At 72.5% G+C, this 19,010-nt stretch carries 17 protein-coding genes; 10 read left to right on the top strand and 7 right to left on the bottom strand.

What is annotated here, in order from left to right:
• Positions 1-50 precede the first annotated feature (50 nt).
• From ACH4U8_RS40425 to ACH4U8_RS40410, 4 genes are all read right to left on the bottom strand, one after another.
• Entirely contained in the window at positions 51-1,586 is a 1,536-nt protein-coding gene (locus ACH4U8_RS40425) for a sensor histidine kinase (protein ID WP_395783149.1), read from the bottom strand.
• Complete coding sequence (locus ACH4U8_RS40420; RefSeq protein ID WP_360312282.1) at positions 1,583-2,341, bottom strand: response regulator transcription factor; 759 nt, start codon at positions 2,339-2,341, stop codon at positions 1,583-1,585. Before ACH4U8_RS40420 ends, ACH4U8_RS40425 begins: the two co-directional genes overlap by 4 nt.
• 148 nt (positions 2,342-2,489) lie before the next feature.
• Positions 2,490-3,002 (bottom strand): peptide-methionine (S)-S-oxide reductase MsrA, encoded by a 513-nt coding sequence (gene msrA, locus ACH4U8_RS40415; protein WP_360312284.1) that lies wholly within the window; start codon positions 3,000-3,002, stop codon positions 2,490-2,492.
• 69 nt (positions 3,003-3,071) lie between these two features.
• Positions 3,072-4,688 carry an alpha/beta fold hydrolase gene (locus ACH4U8_RS40410; RefSeq protein ID WP_395783147.1) on the bottom strand — a complete coding sequence of 539 codons (1,617 nt, stop codon included), beginning with the start codon at positions 4,686-4,688 and terminating at the stop codon, positions 3,072-3,074.
• A gap of 174 nt (positions 4,689-4,862) precedes the next feature.
• Here ACH4U8_RS40410 and ACH4U8_RS40405 point away from each other — a divergent pair, with 174 nt between their 5' ends.
• The 4 genes from ACH4U8_RS40405 to ACH4U8_RS40390 all read left to right on the top strand — a co-directional run bounded on the left by ACH4U8_RS40405 (position 4,863) and on the right by ACH4U8_RS40390 (position 9,220).
• Complete coding sequence (locus tag ACH4U8_RS40405) at positions 4,863-5,303, top strand: hypothetical protein (RefSeq protein ID WP_395783145.1); 441 nt, start codon at positions 4,863-4,865, stop codon at positions 5,301-5,303.
• 120 nt (positions 5,304-5,423) lie between these two features.
• On the top strand, positions 5,424-6,314 hold the full coding sequence (locus ACH4U8_RS40400) for a hypothetical protein (RefSeq protein ID WP_395783143.1): 891 nt from the start codon (positions 5,424-5,426) through the stop codon (positions 6,312-6,314).
• Complete coding sequence (locus tag ACH4U8_RS40395; RefSeq protein WP_395783141.1) at positions 6,307-6,981, top strand: class F sortase; 675 nt, start codon at positions 6,307-6,309, stop codon at positions 6,979-6,981. The genes ACH4U8_RS40400 and ACH4U8_RS40395 overlap by 8 nt, the downstream gene beginning before the upstream one ends.
• Before the next feature lie 175 nt (positions 6,982-7,156).
• A complete protein-coding gene (locus ACH4U8_RS40390; protein ID WP_360312294.1) occupies positions 7,157-9,220 on the top strand; it encodes a hypothetical protein in 2,064 nt (687 codons plus the stop codon).
• Positions 9,221-9,275: 55 nt separating this feature from the next.
• Here ACH4U8_RS40390 and ACH4U8_RS40385 read toward each other — a convergent pair whose 3' ends face one another.
• The gene (locus ACH4U8_RS40385; protein ID WP_395783139.1) at positions 9,276-11,273 is read right to left on the bottom strand and encodes a hypothetical protein; all 1,998 of its coding nucleotides are present in this window, start codon (positions 11,271-11,273) and stop codon (positions 9,276-9,278) included.
• A gap of 96 nt (positions 11,274-11,369) precedes the next feature.
• Here ACH4U8_RS40385 and ACH4U8_RS40380 point away from each other — a divergent pair, with 96 nt between their 5' ends.
• The 3 genes from ACH4U8_RS40380 to ACH4U8_RS40370 are packed head-to-tail and all read left to right on the top strand — an operon-like array spanning position 11,370 to position 12,576.
• Positions 11,370-11,594 carry a helix-turn-helix domain-containing protein gene (locus ACH4U8_RS40380; RefSeq protein WP_360312298.1) on the top strand — a complete coding sequence of 75 codons (225 nt, stop codon included), beginning with the start codon at positions 11,370-11,372 and terminating at the stop codon, positions 11,592-11,594.
• 27 nt (positions 11,595-11,621) lie between these two features.
• Positions 11,622-12,134 (top strand): Clp protease N-terminal domain-containing protein, encoded by a 513-nt coding sequence (locus ACH4U8_RS40375; RefSeq protein ID WP_395783137.1) that lies wholly within the window; start codon positions 11,622-11,624, stop codon positions 12,132-12,134.
• 7 nt (positions 12,135-12,141) lie between these two features.
• A complete protein-coding gene (locus tag ACH4U8_RS40370; protein ID WP_360312302.1) occupies positions 12,142-12,576 on the top strand; it encodes a hypothetical protein in 435 nt (144 codons plus the stop codon).
• Positions 12,577-12,658: 82 nt separating this feature from the next.
• Here ACH4U8_RS40370 and ACH4U8_RS40365 read toward each other — a convergent pair whose 3' ends face one another.
• Positions 12,659-14,110: an aminopeptidase P family protein gene (locus tag ACH4U8_RS40365; protein ID WP_395783135.1), complete on the bottom strand. Its 1,452-nt coding sequence runs from the start codon at positions 14,108-14,110 to the stop codon at positions 12,659-12,661.
• 300 nt (positions 14,111-14,410) lie between these two features.
• Between ACH4U8_RS40365 and ACH4U8_RS40360 the strand changes: the two genes are divergently transcribed.
• Positions 14,411-15,370, top strand: coding sequence for a polysaccharide deacetylase family protein (locus tag ACH4U8_RS40360; RefSeq protein WP_395783227.1), 960 nt, complete (start codon positions 14,411-14,413; stop codon positions 15,368-15,370).
• Positions 15,371-15,452: 82 nt separating this feature from the next.
• Here the strand turns inward: ACH4U8_RS40360 and ACH4U8_RS40355 are convergent, their stop codons facing one another.
• Positions 15,453-16,211: a DeoR/GlpR family DNA-binding transcription regulator gene (locus tag ACH4U8_RS40355; protein ID WP_360312306.1), complete on the bottom strand. Its 759-nt coding sequence runs from the start codon at positions 16,209-16,211 to the stop codon at positions 15,453-15,455.
• Positions 16,212-16,522: 311 nt separating this feature from the next.
• On the opposite strand from ACH4U8_RS40355, the gene ACH4U8_RS40350 reads away from it, so the two are divergent.
• Both ACH4U8_RS40350 and ACH4U8_RS40345 read left to right on the top strand, forming a co-directional pair.
• Positions 16,523-17,413 carry an endo alpha-1,4 polygalactosaminidase gene (locus tag ACH4U8_RS40350; protein ID WP_395783225.1) on the top strand — a complete coding sequence of 297 codons (891 nt, stop codon included), beginning with the start codon at positions 16,523-16,525 and terminating at the stop codon, positions 17,411-17,413.
• 271 nt (positions 17,414-17,684) lie between these two features.
• Complete coding sequence (locus tag ACH4U8_RS40345) at positions 17,685-19,001, top strand: extracellular solute-binding protein (RefSeq protein ID WP_395783133.1); 1,317 nt, start codon at positions 17,685-17,687, stop codon at positions 18,999-19,001.
• The last annotated feature ends 9 nt before the right edge of the window (positions 19,002-19,010 follow it).

Genomic DNA, 19,010 nt, shown 5'->3' with positions numbered 1-19,010 from the left:
CCCCGCTGCGGGGTGGCGTGCCGGGACGGTAGGACCCTGTTCTGTGGGCATCATGTGGGCTGTCTGTGGGGTTCTTGTGGGCCCGCCCCGGACTCCGTCGGTTCGCGGGTCAGCCAGTCGCGTCGGATCTGTCCGGGTGCGCCCGTCGGCTCGTCCGCGCGCCGTCCAGGCAGCAGCACCTCGACGCGGGTACCGGATCCGGGCGGCACGGTACCGATCGCGACGTGCCCCCGGTGCAGCGCCACCTGCTGGGCGACCAGGGTCAGGCCCAGGCCGGCCCCCGGGCTGTCCGGGCCGCGACGGAACCGCTCGAACACCTGGTCGCGCCGCTCGATCGGTATCCCCGGTCCGTCGTCGTCCACCCGAATCCGGGCGGCCCCACCGGCGTCGGCGTGCACCCCGATCCGGATCGAGGCCGCGCCGTCCGGTCCGCGTCCGTGCACGAGCGCGTTGCCGATCAGGTTGTCCAGAAGCAACCGCAGCCCCGGCCGCAGCCCGTGCACCCGGATCTCCTGCGGGGCGGACACCAGCACGTCCGCGCCGGGATGCCGCGTCCGCGCGTCCCGGGCCGCCTCGTGCGCCAGTTCGCCCAGGTCCACCCGTTCGAACGCCTGCTCGTCGGCCAGGTCCCCCTGGGCGAGCGCGCGCAGCGACGCGAGCAACGACAGGATGCGCTCCTGCCCGGCCGTGAGGTCGCCCAGGATCTCGCCGCGCTCGGCCGGCGTCAGGCCGGGATAGGCCGCGAGCACGTCCAGGTCGGTGCGGATGCCGGTGAGCGGCCCACGCAGTTCGTGGTCCACCGTCGCGGCGAACGCGCGGGCCGTCTCCAGTGCTTCGCGGGTGCGGGCGGTCTGCGTGTCGTAGCGACCGAGCACCACCGCGAGCGTGCGGCCGAGGTCGTCCACCTCGGCGACGCCGGACGGCACGTGCACGTCCGGGCGCGCGTCGTCGTCCGGTTCGATCGCCGCCGCGCGCCGCCGCAGCGCCCCCAGCGATCGGGTCGCGCCGGCGCCGACGACCAGGCCGGCCAGCGCGGAGATCGGTACCGCGAACGCGGCCACGACGAGCACGCGCCGACGCAGCAACGCGGACCGCGCGTCGGTCTCGGTGGTCGGCTGGAACACCCGCAGGGTGCCCGCGCCGCCTCGGGCCGCGCCGAGCGGGCGGGAGACCACGCGCCATGCCTTGCCGTCGGCGCGGACCGTGACCGGGCCGCGATGCCGGGCGTCCGGCAGCGGCACGTTCGCGGGCGGTTGCGGTCCCGCGGACACCGGTCCGCCGGGCAGTTCGACCCGCACGCCCAGGTCGAGCGCGCCGTCGAGCAGCTTGTTCTCCCGGGCGCGGACCGCGTTCTCCCGCTCGTTCTCCACGGCGCGCAGCAGCGCTCGCGCATCCGGTGCCAGGTGCTCGGCACGTTGCCGCAGGGCAATGTCCTGACGGCGGGTCACATCGGCGGTGACCCAACGCACGACCAGGATTCCGGCGGCGATCACCAGCAGCGGCACGAGCACACCCACCGCCAGCGCGATCCGGGTGGACAGCCGCATGGTCGGCCGGCGACGCGCCCGCTCCCGGGGGAGGTTCATCTGCGGCCGTCCGGCACCCGCAGCACGAAGCCGACCCCGCGCACCGTGTGCAGCAGGCGCGGCCGGCCGCCGGCCTCCAGCTTGCGGCGCAGGTAGCTGACGAAGGTGTCCACCACGTCGGTGCGGACCTCGAAGTCGTATCCCCAGACCCGGGCCAGCAGTTGATCACGGGTCAGCACCTGGCCGGCGTTGCGCACGAACACGTCCAGCAGGGCGAACTCGCGCCTGGTCAGGTTCACCGGCTCGCCCTCGTGGGTGGCCAGATGCGCGCCGGCGTCCAGGACCAGCGGGCCCGCCCGGAGCACCGCGTCGTCCGGGGTGGTCGGGGGTCGGCGGCGCAGCAGCGCACCCAGCCGAAGTTCGAGTTCGCGCAGGTCGAACGGCTTCACCAGGTAGTCGTCCGCGCCCGATTCCAAGCCGGTGATCCGGTCGGCCGTCTCGTCCCGGGCGGACAACATCAGCACCGGGGTCTCGATGCCCCGGGCCCGCAGCGTGGCGCACACCTCGATGCCGGAGCACCCGGGCATGGCCACGTCCAGCACGATCACGTGCGGTGCGCGGGGGTCGGGTTGCTCGGCGGTGCCGGTCACGGCGAGCGCCGCGGCGCCGTCGGAGGCGAGCAGCACCCGGTAGCCGGCCAGCCGCAGGCCGCGTTCGAGGGCGCGGCGGATCGCCGGGTCGTCGTCGACGACGAGGATGCGCGGCGGCTCCCCGCCGTCCCGGCCCTCGTCGTCGATTCCTGGAGTCGTGGTCATCGTGTGCCGTCCCGCGTTCGCCGGCCCCCCAAGCTTGGGAGACTCTACGTCGATCCGCGGTGGGGGACGCGGCCGGCCGACCGACAGTTCCACCCGGACACGGCGACGCCCCGCACCGGGGTCCGGTACGGGGCGCGGTCACCCACGATCAGGCGTCGGCGCGCCGCGGCAGCTTCCAGCCGGGTCGCGGGAAGTGGCACGTATAGCCGTGCGGGTAGCGCTCCAGGTAGTCCTGGTGCTCGGGCTCGGCCTGCCAGAAGTCGCCCACCGGCTCCACCTCGGTCACCACCTCGCCCGGCCACAGCCCGCTGGCCTGCACGTCCGCGATGGTCTCGACGGCCGTGGCCCGCTGCTGCTCGTCGGCGTAGTAGATCGCCGAGCGATAGCTCCGCCCGATGTCGTTGCCCTGGCGGTCGCGGGTGGTCGGGTCGTGGATCTGGAAGAAGAACTCCAGGATGTCGCGGTAGGTCGTCACCGACGGATCGAAAACGATCTCGATCGCCTCGGCGTGGTCCCCGTGGTTGCGATACGTGGCGTTCGGCACGTCACCACCCGAGTAGCCGACCCGGGTCGCCGTCACACCCGGTTGCTTGCGGATCAGGTCCTGCATTCCCCAGAAACATCCGCCGGCCAGAACCGCCTTCTGCACCTGAGCACTCATCTCACAACTCCTGACTGATTCGCCTACTCACCCGCGAAGAGAACAAACGACGCCGCATGGGTGTTCCCGTCAGCCGATCCGCTCGTATCCCTCGTCGAAGCCGGGGCCGGCCACACCCGCCGAGCGCGCCCCACCGGGTGTGGTCGTCGGATCCACCTCGTCCGCGCAGACGCTGCCCCGCGGCGGCAGACGCAGCACGCTCAGGTAGGCCGTCGCCGCCGCCTTGGCACACGCGCTGCGCCCGAACGCGGTGTGCCCCTCGGCGCGGAAGGTGAGCAGCCGACCGTTGTCCAGGCGTTCGGCCAGCGCGACCGCGTCCCGGTACGGGGTGTCCGGGTCGCCGGTGGTGCCCAGCACCAGGATGGGCGCCGAACCACGCGCCCGGTACGACCCCTGATGCCGGCTGACCCGCTCGCCGCTCCACTGCACACAGGCCGGCGCGTGGTTGTGGTCGTAGGTGGGCGGCCCGAACCCGATGGCCGGACCGAGCAGGGGCGCGTCGCGCACATTGGCCCGTACGTTGCGCTCCAACTCGGCCGGGTCCCGCGGATAGACCCGGTCGACGCACTCGACCGCGACGTTGGCGGTGAGGAAGTCGAAGCTCGCCGCCGACGGCGGCCGGAGCACGAACGCGGTGCCGTCACGCAGTTCCGCCTGCCGCAGCGCCGCGCCGAACGCGGGCCAGATCGCCTTGCCCTCGTTGATGTTGAACATCAGCCGATAGACCAGCGTGTAGCCGTTGGCGAGCGCTCCGGAAGGGGTGGCCACCGGGTGTGCGTCCAGTTCGTCGATCAGCCGGGCGAACGCACCGCGCGCATCGCCGGCGCCGAATCCACAACCGGCCGGATCGCTCGTGCACCAGTCGAGGAAGCGGCCCATCGCGGCGTCCAGCGCCAGATATTGCGGCCGGTCGTACGCGTAGGGTCGGCTCGCGTAGCGCACCGGATCGTAGGCGCCGTCGAGCACCATGGCGCGCACCCGACGCGGATATCGGTCCGCGTAGACGGTGCCGACGAAGCTGCCGAACGAGCGTCCGTAGAACGAGAGCCGGCGCTCCCCCAGGGCCTGACGCAGCAGGTCCAGGTCCCGAGCGACATAGTCGGTACCCATGAACGGCAGCACGTCACCGGCCTTGGCCGCACAGGCGGCGTCGAAGTCCCGCGCGGTGGCAACCGCCCGTTCGAACCCGGCCGCCCCCGGGTGCCCCGGCGACCGACCGACCTCTTCGGCATACCGGGCGTCGTCCCAGCATTCGTACGGCGCGCTCCGCCCGATCCCGCGCGCATCGAAGCCGAACACATCGAACCGCTCCCGCAGTTCCGCAGGCAGCGCGGCGTAGTTGCCGCGCACGAAGTCCACCCCGGAGTTCCCCGGCCCACCCGGCTGCATGACCAGCACACCCAGTCGCCGCTGCGAATCCACCGCCCGGTGACGAATCACCGCAAGCGTCAACGTACGCCCACCCGGCTCGCGATAGTCCAGCGGCACCACGACATTCGCACACTCGAACGCCGCATCCTGAACACAGGCCGCCCAGTCCGGCACCGGCACCACCGGCCCACCCGGCTCACCCGCCGAGGCCGGCACCACCCCGACCCCGGCCACCGACAACCCCGCCGCGACGACCCCGACCACCCGCACCCACAACGCACGCCGCCGACCACGCCCCCGGCCGGCACCGACCATACGGCGATCAGACCTCATGCTCACCAATCCCCTTCCGGGTATGGGCAATCGACCTCGTCCGCAATATCCCGGACCGATCCACCCCCCGCAACCATCCCGAGGGACAAGCCCCAGTACCCGCACGCACGTTCGCGCTACCTTTCACCCGTCTCGACAACCGTGGGGGGAACCACAATGGCCGGCATCGCAACGAATCCCGCTTCCGGGCGAAGACCAATCGCCCGCGCACTGTCCGGTATCGCGCCGGCCCTGGCCGCCCTGACGGTCGCCGCCTGCTCCGTGACGCCGAACATGTTCGACGGCCCGGTCCACGACGTCACCCGCGACTACCTGCGCGCCGTCGCGGCCGGCACGTCGCCCGTGCCCTTCTACGGCGACTGCGGCGGCACACACGGTGGCAACGCCGAGCGGGTACTGGCAGGCGAGGGTGCCGGGTTCACCTTCTCGATGGACAGCTCGATCCGGGAGGACGACTCGGCGACGGTGAATGTGAACGTCACGGGACAGGACCATTCGGCCTCTCCCTATGCCGTTGAGCTGCGGCGCGAGGGTGGGAAGTGGTTCGTCTGCGGGGTCGATGGCCGGCATCTGCAGATCCCAATGGATCACCCATAAGTGTTACTTAATGCTACTTAGGGTGATTTTCGCACCCCAAGAGGCAACTTTCCGTTTTGCCGCCGCGTCCTCCATCGGACCACCGATCACGCGTCGGCTGCAAAGGAGAGATTGTCCCTGATGCGTACCACTCGTGTCTTTTGCAGCACCGTAGCCGCCGGCCTGTTGGCCGTTGCCATGGGCGGCACCGCCGCCGCCTCCGAAGGCCCCGGGGCGCAGACCAAGGACATCAAGGCCGAGGCGTCAGGCGCCACCAACGGATCCGCCGACGAGCCGGGCGCCAAGCGGGGCGAAGGCGCCCCGACTTGCCCCCGTCCGGCGCACGACTGCTCGACCAAGCCGGCGCACAAGCCTGCCGAGAAGCCCGCCCACAAGCCCGCCGAAAAGCCCATGGACGACAAGCCCATGGACAAGCCGGCTCACAAGCCGGCCGAAAAGCCCAAGGACGAGAAGCCGAAGGACGACAAGCCCATGGACAAGCCGGCCCACAAGCCGGCCGAAAAGCCCAAGGACGACAAGTCGGAGCACAAGTCGGACCACAAGTCGGACGACAAGTCCGACCACAAGTCGGACCACAAGCCCGGCCACAAGCCGGGTCACAAGCCGGGTCACAAGTCGGACGACACACCGACCGTGATCATCGGTGACGTCACCAACACCGTCGTCACGAACAACCACGTCACCAACAACCACATCCACACGACCAACGTGGTGAACAACCACAAGACCGTCGTGGTCGACCACAAGCCCGGCAAGAAGCCCGAGTGGAAGCCCGCACCGCACAAGGCCAAGCACGTGACGCCCAACCGTCACCACGAGGCCCGCCCGGTGGCGGCCACCCACACCACCCACACCACGCAGACCAGGACCGTCCCGGTCGGCTCCGTCGCCGGCGGCGCCGGTGGCACCTCCGGGGCCGACGACAACCTGATCGGTCTCGGCGCCGCCCTCGCCGTCACCGGTGCCGGTGTCGGCGCGTTCGTGCTGCGTCGGGGCAGCCTGCGTGGCTGACACACCTCCCGTCCACCGTGCCGGCCGCCGCCTCCTCCTGGCGGCGGCCGTCGCGGTGCTGATCTGTGGCATCGTGCTGGCCGTCATGGGATACCGGGCGCAACGACCACCGGCCGCGGCCACCGCCGCCCCCAAGGTCATGTCCACGGCAGCCCCCTCACCGACCGACACCGCGCCGGCCGCACCCGCGGTCGAGGGTCCGCTCCTGGCCCGCTCGGAGCCGGCCGCGATCGACATCGCGGAGATCGGCCTGCACGCTCCCCTGACCGCCGTCGGCCTCGACGCCGCCGGCGCCGTTCAGGTACCGCCCCCCGACCCGGAGCGGCGAGCCGGCTGGTACGACCAGGGACCGACCCCGGGCGAACTGGGCCCCGCCGTGCTGGTCGGCCACCTCGACTCCACGACCGGCCCCGCCGTCTTCTACGACGTGGGCACCGTGCGCGTCGGCGGCACCGTCGAGATCCGCCGCGCCGACCGGAGCATCGCGGTGTTCACCGTCGACACCGTCGAACGTTTCGCCAAATCCGACTTCCCCACACAGCGCGTGTACGGCGACCTGAACCGGGCCGAACTGCGCGTGATCACCTGTGGCGGCGACTACGACCCCGAGCAGGGCGGCTACCAGGACAACACGGTGTTGTTCGCCCACCTGACCGGCTCCCGCTGACCCCCGCGGCTCGGCCCACCCTCGCGCGGCCGAGCCGCAACCGGGGCCGTGGCACGGCGAGTTCGGGTGGCCGGGCGGTTGGTCGAATCGTTGCGCTGCCACACTGATCGGATGGGCGGCGGCAGGTCGGCGCCCGCGCGCCGGGGGTCGGCGCGGACGGAAGGGGCGAAGGACCGTGCTGAGCAGGGCCATCTCGACGCTGTGGCGGCACGCCGATCCGAACCTGGTCACCCGACTCGCGGCCCGCTGCGACCCGGGCGGACGCGGTCGGTTGCTGGCCGAATTGTCGGATGTCCCGGCCGTGGTCGACTACGCGCTGACGCACGGCGAGCGCAGCGACCATCTCGCGCTCGCCCGGCACGATCGGCTGCGGCGCGCGGTGCTGGAGCAACTGGTGGCGCTCGACGATCCCGAGGTGGATCGGCACGTCTTCGTCAATCCGCGCGCCGACACCCGTCTCCGGCGCCGGATCCTGAGCCGCGATCGCGCCCCGGATCCCGCGCTGTACGAGCTGTTGTCGACCACCCGGACCCGGATATACGCGATGGCCCTGGCCCATGCGCGCGACGCGCGACTGCTCCGGCACGGGCTGAGCGTGCTGGGTCGGCTGCCGGATCTGCCCCATGTCGAGCAGGCCCGCCTCCGGGCCCTGGCCGGGTTGTGGCGGGCCGAGGGACCGGCGGCGGTGTTCGCCGCGTTGTCCGTCGGGCGATACCGCACCCGGGTGATCGCCCCGGTCGTGCGCGCGGCCCTCGACGCGCCCGAGGGCCTGATGTTGCTGGAGGTCGGAGCCTGCGCCGAACCGGACGGCGACGAGCTGATCGCCCTGTTGCGGGCCCGCGGCATCCGGCGGGCCGAGGCCCGACACGTGCTCTCGACCATGGACGGGCCGCCGGACTGGGACGCGTTGTTGCGTGCGCATCGGCAGACCCCGTTCACTCCCGCGGTGGCCGCCGCGCTGGCCGGCACCGAGGGCTGCCCGCCGGAGGCGGTGGTCGAGTTGGACTTCACGGTCGACCACAACCACCGCCCGTTGGAGCGGGCGCTGTTGGAGCAGGTGGTGACTCCGGAGCGTTTCCTGCACACGGCCCGCCCCGCGTGGCATGTGCTGCGCTCGGTCGACGACTTCGCCCCGCGCTCCGCGCAGACCGCCACGTTCGGCCCCTTGTTGACCGCGCTCGGCCCCCTGCTGCCCGAGGACGTGGCCGGCTGGTTGCGCCTGGCCCGGCTGGGACCGGGATATCCCGGCACGGTCCCCGAACTGCTGGGCCACGTGGCCCGGCCGACCGGCCCACCCGAACCGGGGGCCGACGCGGCGGAATCCCGCGCACCGGCGCCGCCGATCGACGTGCCCGCCGGCACCGGCGATCCGCTGCGCGGCGCCGCGAGTCCGTTGTCGCTGTTGCTGAGCCGGGCCGCGCCGGAGTTGGCGGCCGAGGTGGTGGCCGCGCTGGATCCGGCGGACCTGCGCGCGTTCGCCGCCGGCCGGCACACCCCGGCGCCGGCCGTCGCGGTCGCGCTCGCCCGCCGGTGGCCCGGCATGCTGCCGCACCGGCTGGCCCGGCGGATCACCGCACGGCACGACGCCGTTCGGGCCCTGGAGGCGATGGGCGACGAGCTCACCCCCGAGGTGGTCAAGACCCTCTCGGACGCGGACGAGGGCATCTGGTTCTTCGATCCCCGGTACGGCCGGATCCACTACCGGGTCGAGGGTTGCGCGTCGGCGGCGGACGTGGCGACGACCTGGCCGGCCCCGGGACCGCTGCGCGCGCTGCCGCCCCGGGTGCCCCCGGCGTTGTGGACGCGCCTGGCCGAGGAACCCGATCCCACGCCCGCCCCCACCCGGGACCCGGCCGTCGCCATCGCGGCGTATCACCCGGACTGCCCCGAAGCGCTGATCTCCACCCTGGTCCGGCGCCAACCGGGCTTCTTCTCCTCCGGGTCGATCCGATCACCCGCGGTGGCACGCACCCTGGTCACCGACCCGCCCGTGCGCGACCTGCTCATCTGGGAGGTGGGCGACCTGCTGCGCGACGGCCTGCTGACCCCGGCGGAGATCCTCTCCGGGGCCCGGCCGGCCGCACACGCCCTGCTCGTCTGCGGCGACTACGCCGGCGACCTGGTGCGCGGGCACCTGCGCGAGGACGTCGACGCCTGGATCGTGGCGTCCCACCTGCTGCCCGACTTCACCGGCACACCCGACGAACTCCTGGCCACCGCGGCGGCCGTGACCCACTGACGCGACCCGAACTCCGAAAGCGCCCACCGCCCGGGCGCGCTCCGGGCGCCACAGGTCATCGCGGCCCGTCCCCCCGTTCGACCAAGGCCCAGGCGTCGGTGAACAGTTCGGGCAGCGTGCGCTCCGGCACGACATGGCGCAGGATCTCGCCGGTGTGCCGGGAGACCTCGACGTCGAGGAAGGCGGCCTTCCAGGTCTCCATCGGCCGGTACGGCTTGTCCGCGGGCGCCCACGGGCCCGGCAGGAAGGTGCCGCGCCCGGCTCGGGAGCGCTTGTCGGCGACCGCCAGGCCCGCGTCCACGAGCGCCGCGGCGGCTCTGCGGTGCCGCGTCGGCGTCCAGCCGTTCCAGGTCCGCACGCCGCGGTCGGTGGGCGCCTCCAGCGCGAGCAGTTGCAGATGGAGGGCGGCCGAATCCGGGGTCAGGTCGAGCGCCTTCGCGACGCGTTCGACCAGATCGGGCACACTCGCGGCGGGGTTCGCCTCGTAGGCGCCCACCGGCAACGCGTCCGACTCCACCCGGGCGACGATCCGGGTGAAGTGCTCTCCGCGCAGCCGTCGCACGGACGCGATCACGCCCTGGCCGCTGTGGCCGAGCGTGTCCTGGAGCCGCTGCGCGCGGGCGTCGTCGCCGAGCAGCGCGGGCCGGAAGAACAGGCGGGGGTGGTGTCGGTGTCGACCGAAGTAGGACGGCGGCGCGGCTTCGACGGCCACGGTCAGCCCGTCGTCGAACGCGGGCACCGACAGCGGCTCCGGGCCGTGGTACGGGTGCGGCCCGAACCACTCGCGCAGGTCGTCGATCGTGACCCGATCGAAGAGGTACCCGCAGCCGAGCAGCAGCCCGGGGTGGTCCAGCCGGGCACGGACGTTCCGCACCAGGGCGGGTAGGCCCGCGCGGATCGGGTCGCCTGCGGGCAGTTCGGCGTACACGGTCGGTACGAGTGCGGCCAGGTCCGCCAGCAACGCCACCATCCGATACGGCGCGGTGACCGAGCCGGTGGCGTCGACGAGCCCGATGCCACCGTCGTGCGGGGCGTTCGGCCAGGTGTCGAGGTTCTCGGCGAGCAGCGGGTGGGCGGCGGAGTCGGCCATCGCCTCGCATAGTTCGGCCACGGGCGACTCCGGCTGCCGCTCGGCGATCAGCGCGCGCGAGGTATCCGGGATCGGGAGCTGTCGGCCGTGGCGTTCGTGCCACGCGGCGGCGATCCGCTCGGCCAGCAGGCGCGGGGCGTCCGGCGCCCACAGGTCGGCGGGGTCCGCCGGGAGCACCTGTGCGAGCAGGCCGAGCCAGCCCGCGGGGCCCAGCCGGGCCGACTCGACCCGGGCCGGATCGACCTCGCCGGCCTTCAGGCCCAGCACCCGACGCTCGTCGGGGTCCAGGAACGGCTTGCGGAACATGCCCGTCCCGGGCGTGCCGGCCAGCGCGAGCGCGGCGGCGGCGCGGGACATCCCGGTGTCGGCGGCGAGTCGCGCCACCGCGTCCGGATCCCACGGCATCGGCCCCCGCTCGCGCACCAGGGCGACCAGTTCGCGCAGTTGCCGGGCGCTGCCCCAACCGCCGTGCGGCAGGTCGGTGGGTTCCTCGATCGGGCCCAGCGCGGGTGGTTCGGCGTCCCCGGTGCGCACTTCGAGCACGTTGGCGCCGTCCCGGACGTGGCCGACCAGGAGAGTGGCGCCGCGCTCGTCCCGGACGGCGCCGCGCTGCGGCTCGCGCACCGTGCCGACGCGCATCCGCACCGTCGGGTCGACGAATACGCCGTCCGCCCAGATCTCCAGCAGCGCGAGCAGCCGTTCGCGGCGTTCGGGCCGGGTCGACGGCGCCGCCGCGCGCAGCGCGAGCGCGCCGGTTCGACCGATGAACCCGGTCCACTGGCCGCCGCCGACCCGCGCCGGGGCGTCCCGCCCGGCGGGCGGGTCCGCGCGGCCGGCCAGGTAGGCGCCGATGTGTTCGAGCCCGGCGAGCGCGCCGGGCTCCCAGTAGAGGAAGTGCTCGATGAATCCGCAGAGGGCGGGCGGGACATCCCGGTCGTCGAGCGCGTCGAACCTTGCTGTCATGTGCTCTTCGTATCGCCCCGCGACGACATCACGACGACCGCCCCCCGTCATCAACTTTTGTTGACGAGCCGATCCGCCATCAACTAAAGTTGATACGTGATCGAGGCCAAAGACGTTCCCTCGCCCGAGCATCCCGAGGATGCGTTCGCGGCCGTGGTCGCACTGCGCAACCTCGCGGCCGCGCTGGAGCGATCCGCAGTGGACCACGCACTCGCCCAGGGCTGGACCTGGAACCACATCGGTCAGGCCCTGGGCATGAGCGCCCAGGCCGCCCACAAGCGACTGTCACCGAACCGACGAGCCCCGGAACAGGACCGGTAACCCACCGGACCGGCAAGGAGAACCCACGTGGGCATTCGAAGCGCGATACACGACATGGGTGCGATGAAGCGCCTGCTCACCGGCGCCGAGGAGGAGGCCCGCACCCTGGGCGAGGAATCCCCCGGCCCCGAACACCTGCTGATCGCCGCCCTCACCGTGCCGGACGACTCCGCCCGCACCGCGCTGGCCGGCATCGGCGCCGGCGTCGAGGACGTGCGCCGCGCGCTCGCCGAGTGCCATGCCGCGGCGCTGCGTTCGGTCGGCATCGACGCCGACGCGCTCCCCGCCGCCCCACCCGCCCCCACCCCGCGCGGGCCCTACCGCGCCACCGGCAGCGCGAACGAGGTGTTCCGGCGCGCCGTTTCCCTCGCCAAGGCCGAACACCCCGGGAAACTGCGCACCGCACACGTGCTGATCGCCGTCGCCGAACTCGAACACGGCACGGCCGCCCGGGTGTTGCGCAACCTGGCGATCGACCGTCCGACGCTGATCGAGGCCGCCCGCGCGAGCGTTCGCGACGCCGGCCGCACCGGCCGGTGAGCCCCCGATGACCACCGTGCATCGCGAGACCTTCCGCCTCGTCCCCAAGCCGTGGGACTCCATGGCGTGGGTGCGAATCCCCGACGGACTGGAATTCACCCTGTACGCGATCACCCGACTCGAAGGACGTCATCCCGTCCTCCCCGCCGATCCCGACGAGGAGGCCCGTTGGTGGTGGGCCCACGACGGCTTCGAGAAGGAACTGAAGGCCGCCCAGTCCGAGGTCCGCCTGGCCCACGGGATCCGCACCAGGCCCGGCTTCATGGTCGACGTCCGCACCGTACGGTTGCGCCGCTACGACCTGATCCCCGGCCGCGGCCGACGCTCCCGACGCGCCTGGGAGCACTGTGCGGCCCGGATGCACGCCGCCGACGCCGCCTATCGCCCGGTCCGCGAGGAGATCGAGGCCCGCCTGGCCCGCGTCGCCGGCCGCGAGCCCTGAGCCGCTCCGGCCCACACGCCGAAGGCCGCCCTCTCTCCGGGTCGGGGAGGGCGGCCTTCGGCCTTCGGTGCGAGCATCCGGGTCAGCCGCGCAGGCGGGCCATCCAGGACTCGATCTCGTCGGCCGCGCGCGGCAGACCGGCCGACAGGTTCCGGTTGCCGTCCTCGGTGACCAGGATGTCGTCCTCGATCCGCACGCCGATGCCGCGGTACTCCTCGGGCACCGTCAGGTCGTCGGCCTGGAAGTAGAGCCCGGGCTCAACGGTCAGGCACATGCCCGGCTCCAGCGCACCGTCCACGTACGACTCGGTCCGCGCCACCGCGCAGTCGTGCACGTCCAGACCGAGCATGTGGCCGGTGCCGTGCAGCGTCCAGCGGCGCTGCAGGCCCAGTTCGAGCACCCGCTCCACCGGCCCCTCGACGATGCCCCAGGCCACCAGGTGCTCGGCGAGCACCCGCTGCGCCTCGTCGTGGAACTCGCGGTACTTGGCGCCGGGGCGCACGGCGGCGATACCCGCCTCCTGCGCGGCGAACACCGCGTCGTAGATGCGCCGCTGGATCTCGGTGAACCGGCCCGTGATCGGCAACGTCCGGGTCACGTCCGCCGTGTAGAGGGTGTGCGTCTCCACGCCCGCGTCCAGCAGCAGCAGGTCGCCGGCGCGCACCGGGCCGTCGTTGCGGACCCAGTGCAGCGTGGTCGCGTGCGGTCCGGCCGCGCAGATCGAGCCGTAGCCCACGTCGTTGCCCTCGACCCGCGCCCGCAGGAAGAAGGTGCCCTCGATGTAGCGCTCGGAGGTCGCCTCGGCCCGGTCCAGCACCCGTACGACGTCCTCGAAGCCGCGCACCGTGGAGTCCACCGCGGCCTGGAGCCGGCCGATCTCGAACTCGTCCTTGACCAGCCGCGCGTCAGCCAGGAAGACCCGCAGTTCCTCGTCCCGCTCGACGTTCGACCGCTCGCCGAGCGCACGCTCCAACCCGGCGTCGTGCCCGCGCACGATGCGCACGTTCGCGCCGTCCCGCGCCACCTCGGTCGCGGCCTCGCGCACGTCGCGACACGGCAGCCCGTACAGCGCCTCGCCCTCGCGCAGCCCCGGCCGCCGGCCGACCCACAACTCGCCCTGGCCGTCCAGCCAGAACTCGCCGTTCTCCCGGTTCGACCGCGGCAGCAGGTACAACACCGCCTCGTGTCCGTCGGCGACCGGTTCCAGGACCAGGACCCCGTCCTGGGTCAGGTCGCCGGTCAGGTAGGCGTACTCGCTCGACGCCCGGAAGGAGTATTCGGTGTCGTTGGATCGGGTCTTGAGGTTGCCTGCCGGGATCACCAGGCGCTCGCCCGGGAAGCGGGCCGACAGCGCGGCCCGGCGGCGGGCGGTGTTCGGGGCCTGTTCGATCGGCGCGAGGTCGTCGCGCGCGGTGTCGGCCCAGCCGGCGCGCATGTTCGCGGCCAGTTCCTCCGAGACACCTTGGTACAGGCCGTTCTTGCGCTGCTTGATCGGCTGCGCCTGCTCTGCGGACTGCCCGTTCTCGGCACCCACGCCTGCCTCCTCGGCTCGACTCTCGGCTACGTTGCGATCGTGCGTGCGTCGTGTGCACTTCGATCGTGTGTACGCGCCCATTCTTGCCGACCCGGGTTCGGCGGCGGGCACGGCGGGGCGAACGATCACGCCGCGGTCGGCTCGGCGGCGGCAACTCCCGGTACCGACCGACCCGATCGGAGCACCCGCGCGCCGCCGGCACGCGGTCGACCGGCCCCGCCGAACCGAATCGAACGAATGTCCTGGTTCGGATCGGGCCGGGAATGGGCACCAGACGCCGCCATGGGCTGTGTGGAATCGATGACGTCGCGCTCGCGTCGAGTGCTCACCCGCTGCGGTATCGCGCTGGGCCTGTGTCTGTGCCTGGCCACCGCCGGATGCGCCGACTCGGCGACTCCGGTCGAGGCGGCGCGGCCGGCCCCGCAGCGACCGCAGGCGGCGGGTGGCATGGCGCCGGAACGGGCGGCGGCCGAGTTGCCGGCGCAGGAAGGCGCACAGGGCCGGGGCACACGTCCGGACCTGGCCCAACGCGAGGCGGCCGCCCGCCGCGAACGGGCCGGCGTGGTCGCCGCCGCGCGCAGGTGGGGCCTGGCCGAAGCCCCGATCGCCGCGCCCGCGCCGCCCGCCACCCGGCCGGTGTTGCGGCCCGGCCCCGGGGTGAGGTTCCACGGCGACCTGCCGGCCGTGGTCCATCGGGTGCCCACCGACGAACGGGTGGTCTTCCTCACCATCGACGACGGCGCGGAGAAGGACCCGGACTTCGCCCGGATGGTCCGCGAACTCAAGGTGCCGTTCAGCGCGTTCGTCAGCGGCTACCTGGCGCGCCAGGACTACGGCTACTTTCGCGGGCTGCACGAGCAGGGCGTGTCGGTGAACAACCACACGCTCAACCACCCGGATCTGCGCACGCTCGGCTACGCCCGCCAGCAGCAGGAGATCTGCCGCCAACAGGACGAGCTGACCCGCGAGATCGGCGAGACGCCCCGCCTGTTCCGGCCGCCGTACGGCGAGTTCAACGAGGACACCCTGCGCGCCGCGCGGTCCTGCGGGATCGTCGCCTTCCCGATCTGGAACCAGGAAGCCTTCCCGGATCACCTGGAGTATCGCTACGACCACGTCTTCAAGCCGGGCGACATCATCCTCACCCACTTCCGCGGCCCCGGGCAGTGGAAGGGCGACATGACCCAGATGCTCCGCCGGGTCCTGGACGCGGTCACCCGCGAGGGCTTCGCCCTCGCCCGCCTGGACGACTACCTGTAGTCGACGACCGCGTGGCCTCGGCGCGGCTCCGGGCCGGATCCGCCCTCGGGGGCACCGTCGAAGCGGTTCATCGCGCCGGTGCTCACACCGCGGTCACCACGACGCCCGCCTGTTCGATCGCGGCCAGTTCCTCCGGTGCGGCGTCCCGGTCGGTGACCAGGTGGCCGATCCGGCTCAGCGGGCAGATCCTGGCCAGCGTCACCTTGCCGATCTTGGAGTTGTCCGCCACCACGACGGTGTGGCTGCTGCGGTCGGTGAAGACCCGGTCGGTGGCGGCTTCGAGCTGGTCGTGGGTGGTGCAGCCGTGCGCGGCGCTGATGCCGTCCACGCCCAGGAAGGTCACGTCGGTGAAGTAGTCCGCGAGGGTCTTCTCGGCGATCGGGCCGACCAGCTCGTAGCTTTCGTTGCGCGCGGTGCCGCCGATGACGACCAGGGTGACGTCCTTGTGCAGGACCATCTCGGCCGCGATGTTCACCGCGTTGGTGACGATGGTGACGGGACCCCGGTCGGCGAGGATGCGGGCGATCTCGGTCGCGGTGGACCCGCCGGTCAGTCCGACCACGGCCTTGTCCGGCACCAACGCGGCGGCGGCTCGGGCGATGGCCAGCTTCTCCGGTCGGCGGCGCTCGCTGCGGTACTGCATCGGCGTCTCCAGGCCGATGTTGCCCACGGAGGCACCGCCGTGGGTGCGGCGCAGCAGGTTCATCGCGTCCAGGTGCTGGAGGTCGCGCCGCACGGTGGCTCCCGAGACCGCCAGGGTCTCGGCCAACTCCTCGACGCTCACGCTGCCTTTCGCACAGACGTGTTCGAGAATGCGCGCATGACGCTCGGTTCTCAACATGTGCGCAGCATATCCGTGCGCATTCGCGCAGTCACGGGTTCGCGAAACGGGTTCGCAAAACAGGTTCGACAGCCGCTATTTCGGCGTCGGAGCGGACATCTCCGGTGCGCACCCCGCGCACGGATGGTCTCTTGACATGACGAAAGTTGCTCGATTTACTGCTGCGACGCCGAGGGCAGTGCAATCGGCGTCAAAGGTACGCCCAGCCGGTAGGCGGCGGAAGCCGCAAGCCCGGACAATGTCGCCAGGACGCCCGCGAACCCCGCGGACCTCCGAGGCGGGGACGTATCCTCCGCATCTGGAGTTCGATGATGAACACCTTCCTCCCGCGCAGATCGGCCCGACGCCTCGCCGCGCTCACGGCGACCACCGCGGCGATCGCGGGCACCCTGTTCCTCTCGACGTCCGCCGACGCGAGCAACGACCCGGGCGCCGGCACCCGGGTGGCCGGCGCGGCGAGCACGACCACCGCCGCGAACGCGAACGCCGGCGCGATCACCCTGCCGCCGACACACGCCGGCTTCGACTACCAGATCGGCGGCGCCTACGCCCCGCCGACCGGGGTCCGGGTGGTCACCCGCGACCACGGCGCCACGCCGGCCCCCGGGCTCTACAACATCTGTTACGTCAACGCCTTCCAGGCCCAGCCCAAGGCGGAGGGCGACTGGCCGGCCGACCTGTTGCTGCGCCGCTCGGACGGCTCGATCGTCTACGACGGCAAATGGAAGGAAGCCCTGCTCGACCTGCGCACCCCCGACAAGCGCACCGCGGTCGCCGCGAAGGTGAACGCCCTGGTCGACGAATGCGCGAGCAAGGGCTTCCAGGCCGTCGAGCCGGACAACTACGACAGCTACACCCGCTCCGAGGGCCTGCTCACCGACGACAACGCCCGCGACTACATCGCACTGCTCTCCGCCCACGCGCACCGACGCGGCCTGGCGATCGCGCAGAAGAACACCTCCGACCTGGCCGAGCACCGCACGGCCCTGGGGCTCGACTTCGCCGTCGCCGAGGAATGCGGCGAGTGGAAAGAGTGCAACGACTACACGAAATACTTCGGCAACAACGTGATCGTGATCGAGTACACCGCCAAGGGCATGGCCAACGCCTGCTCGAAGTGGGGCGGGCAACTGAGCATCGTGCGCCGTGACCTCGACGTCAGTCCGATCGGGGCCGGCAAGTACCTGCGCAAGACCTGCTGACCCCGCACCGCCCGCGGCCCGGCGCGCCGTTCGTTCGCCTTCGGCGCCGGGCCCGCGGGTCCGGTCCGCCGCGCGCACCCGTCGCGAGTGCGCCCCGCCCGTCCGGTGTCGGCGACCCGCGTCCCGGGGCCGGCCGTGCCCGCCGCTTCCCCACGCGGCCCCGCCTCCATCCGTATCCGCCCCGGCGTGAGTGCCCCCTTCCCTCACCCGGTGCGCGCCCGCGCGCACCGCGGGGTCCGCCTCGCACGTTTCGAAGTCTCCTGGAGGTCCAGTGGTTTTCGGCCGACACCATCCCGCGGGTCTCTCCCGCCGCAGCGTGCTGCGCGTCGGCGCCGGTGCCGCGGCCGCCGCGGCGCTGTCCGCGTGCGCCGGCACGAACGACGGTGTGGGTGCCGACGGGCGCGTCACCATCGAGATGTGGCACGGCCAGACCGACACCGGCCTCGCGGCCTTGAAGACCCTGGTGGACAGGTTCCACCTCGCCCAGTCGGGCATCCGGGTCGACCTCGGCGGCGGGGTGCCGGCCGACGCGATGTTGCAGAAGATCACCGCCGCGCTCGCCGCCGGTTCCTACCCGGACATCGCCTACATCTTCGGTTCCGACCTGGCCGGGGTCGCCCGCAGTCCCAAGGTGGTCGACCTGAGCGAGAGCGTGCACTCCTCCCCCACGCCGTGGGACGACTACTGGGAACCGGCCCGGGCGGCCGTGACGATCAACGGCAAGGTGCGCGCGGCCCCGGCCGTGATGGACGCGCTCGCGATCATCTGCAACAAACGCCTGTTCCGTGACGCCGGCCTCCCGCTGCCGCAACCGGGCTGGACCTGGAACGACTTCCTGGCCACGGCGCAGCGGCTGACCGACGCGCGGCGCGGCGTGTTCGGCACCGGCTGGCCGGGCGTGGGCGACGAGGACACCGTGTGGCGGTTGTGGCCGATGGTGTGGGACCTGGGCGGCGACGTGGTCGCCGCGGACGGGCGCAACATCGGCTTCAAGGACGTCGGGGTGCGCGCGCTGGAGACCGTGGAGGCGCTGGCCCGGAGCAAGAGCGTCTACCTCGACCCCAAGCCCGGCAGCGAGCAGATGTACCAGGTCTTCGCGTCCGGTCGGATGGGCATGGTGGCGACCGGCCCGTGGCAGATCCCGGACATCACCCAGGCGGAGATCGACTACCACGTGGTGCCGCTGCCCAGCTACAGCGGACGGCCGATGACCATCTGCGCGCCGGACACCTGGACGGTCTTCGACAACGGCAGCGCCCGGGTGCGGGCGGCTCGCACGTTCGTGTCCTGGTTGGCCCAGCCGGATCAGGACGTGATCTGGGACGCCGAGGTCGGCAGCCTGCCGCTGAGTCGGACCGCCGAGGCGCGGCCCGAGTGGCGCGAGCACTCCGCGGGGACCGAGGGCCTGGCCGTGTTCACCACCGCCCTGGAGACCGCCCGCGTGCGTCCCGCGCATCCCGCCTACCCACAGATCTCGATGGCGCTGGGCGAGGCCATCGTCTCCGTGCTGCTCGGCAAGAGCAGTCCGACCCGGGCATTGAACCGCTGCGCCGCCGCGGCCAGGGCCGCCCTCGTGATCCCGCGTTGAGGAGCCTTC

It is taken from the genome of Embleya sp. NPDC020886, assembly GCF_044333915.1.
In the GTDB taxonomy this organism is placed as follows: domain Bacteria; phylum Actinomycetota; class Actinomycetes; order Streptomycetales; family Streptomycetaceae; genus Embleya.
The sequence above is the reverse complement of the archived record's forward strand: the minus strand, read 5'-3'. Positions and strand labels throughout refer to the sequence as shown.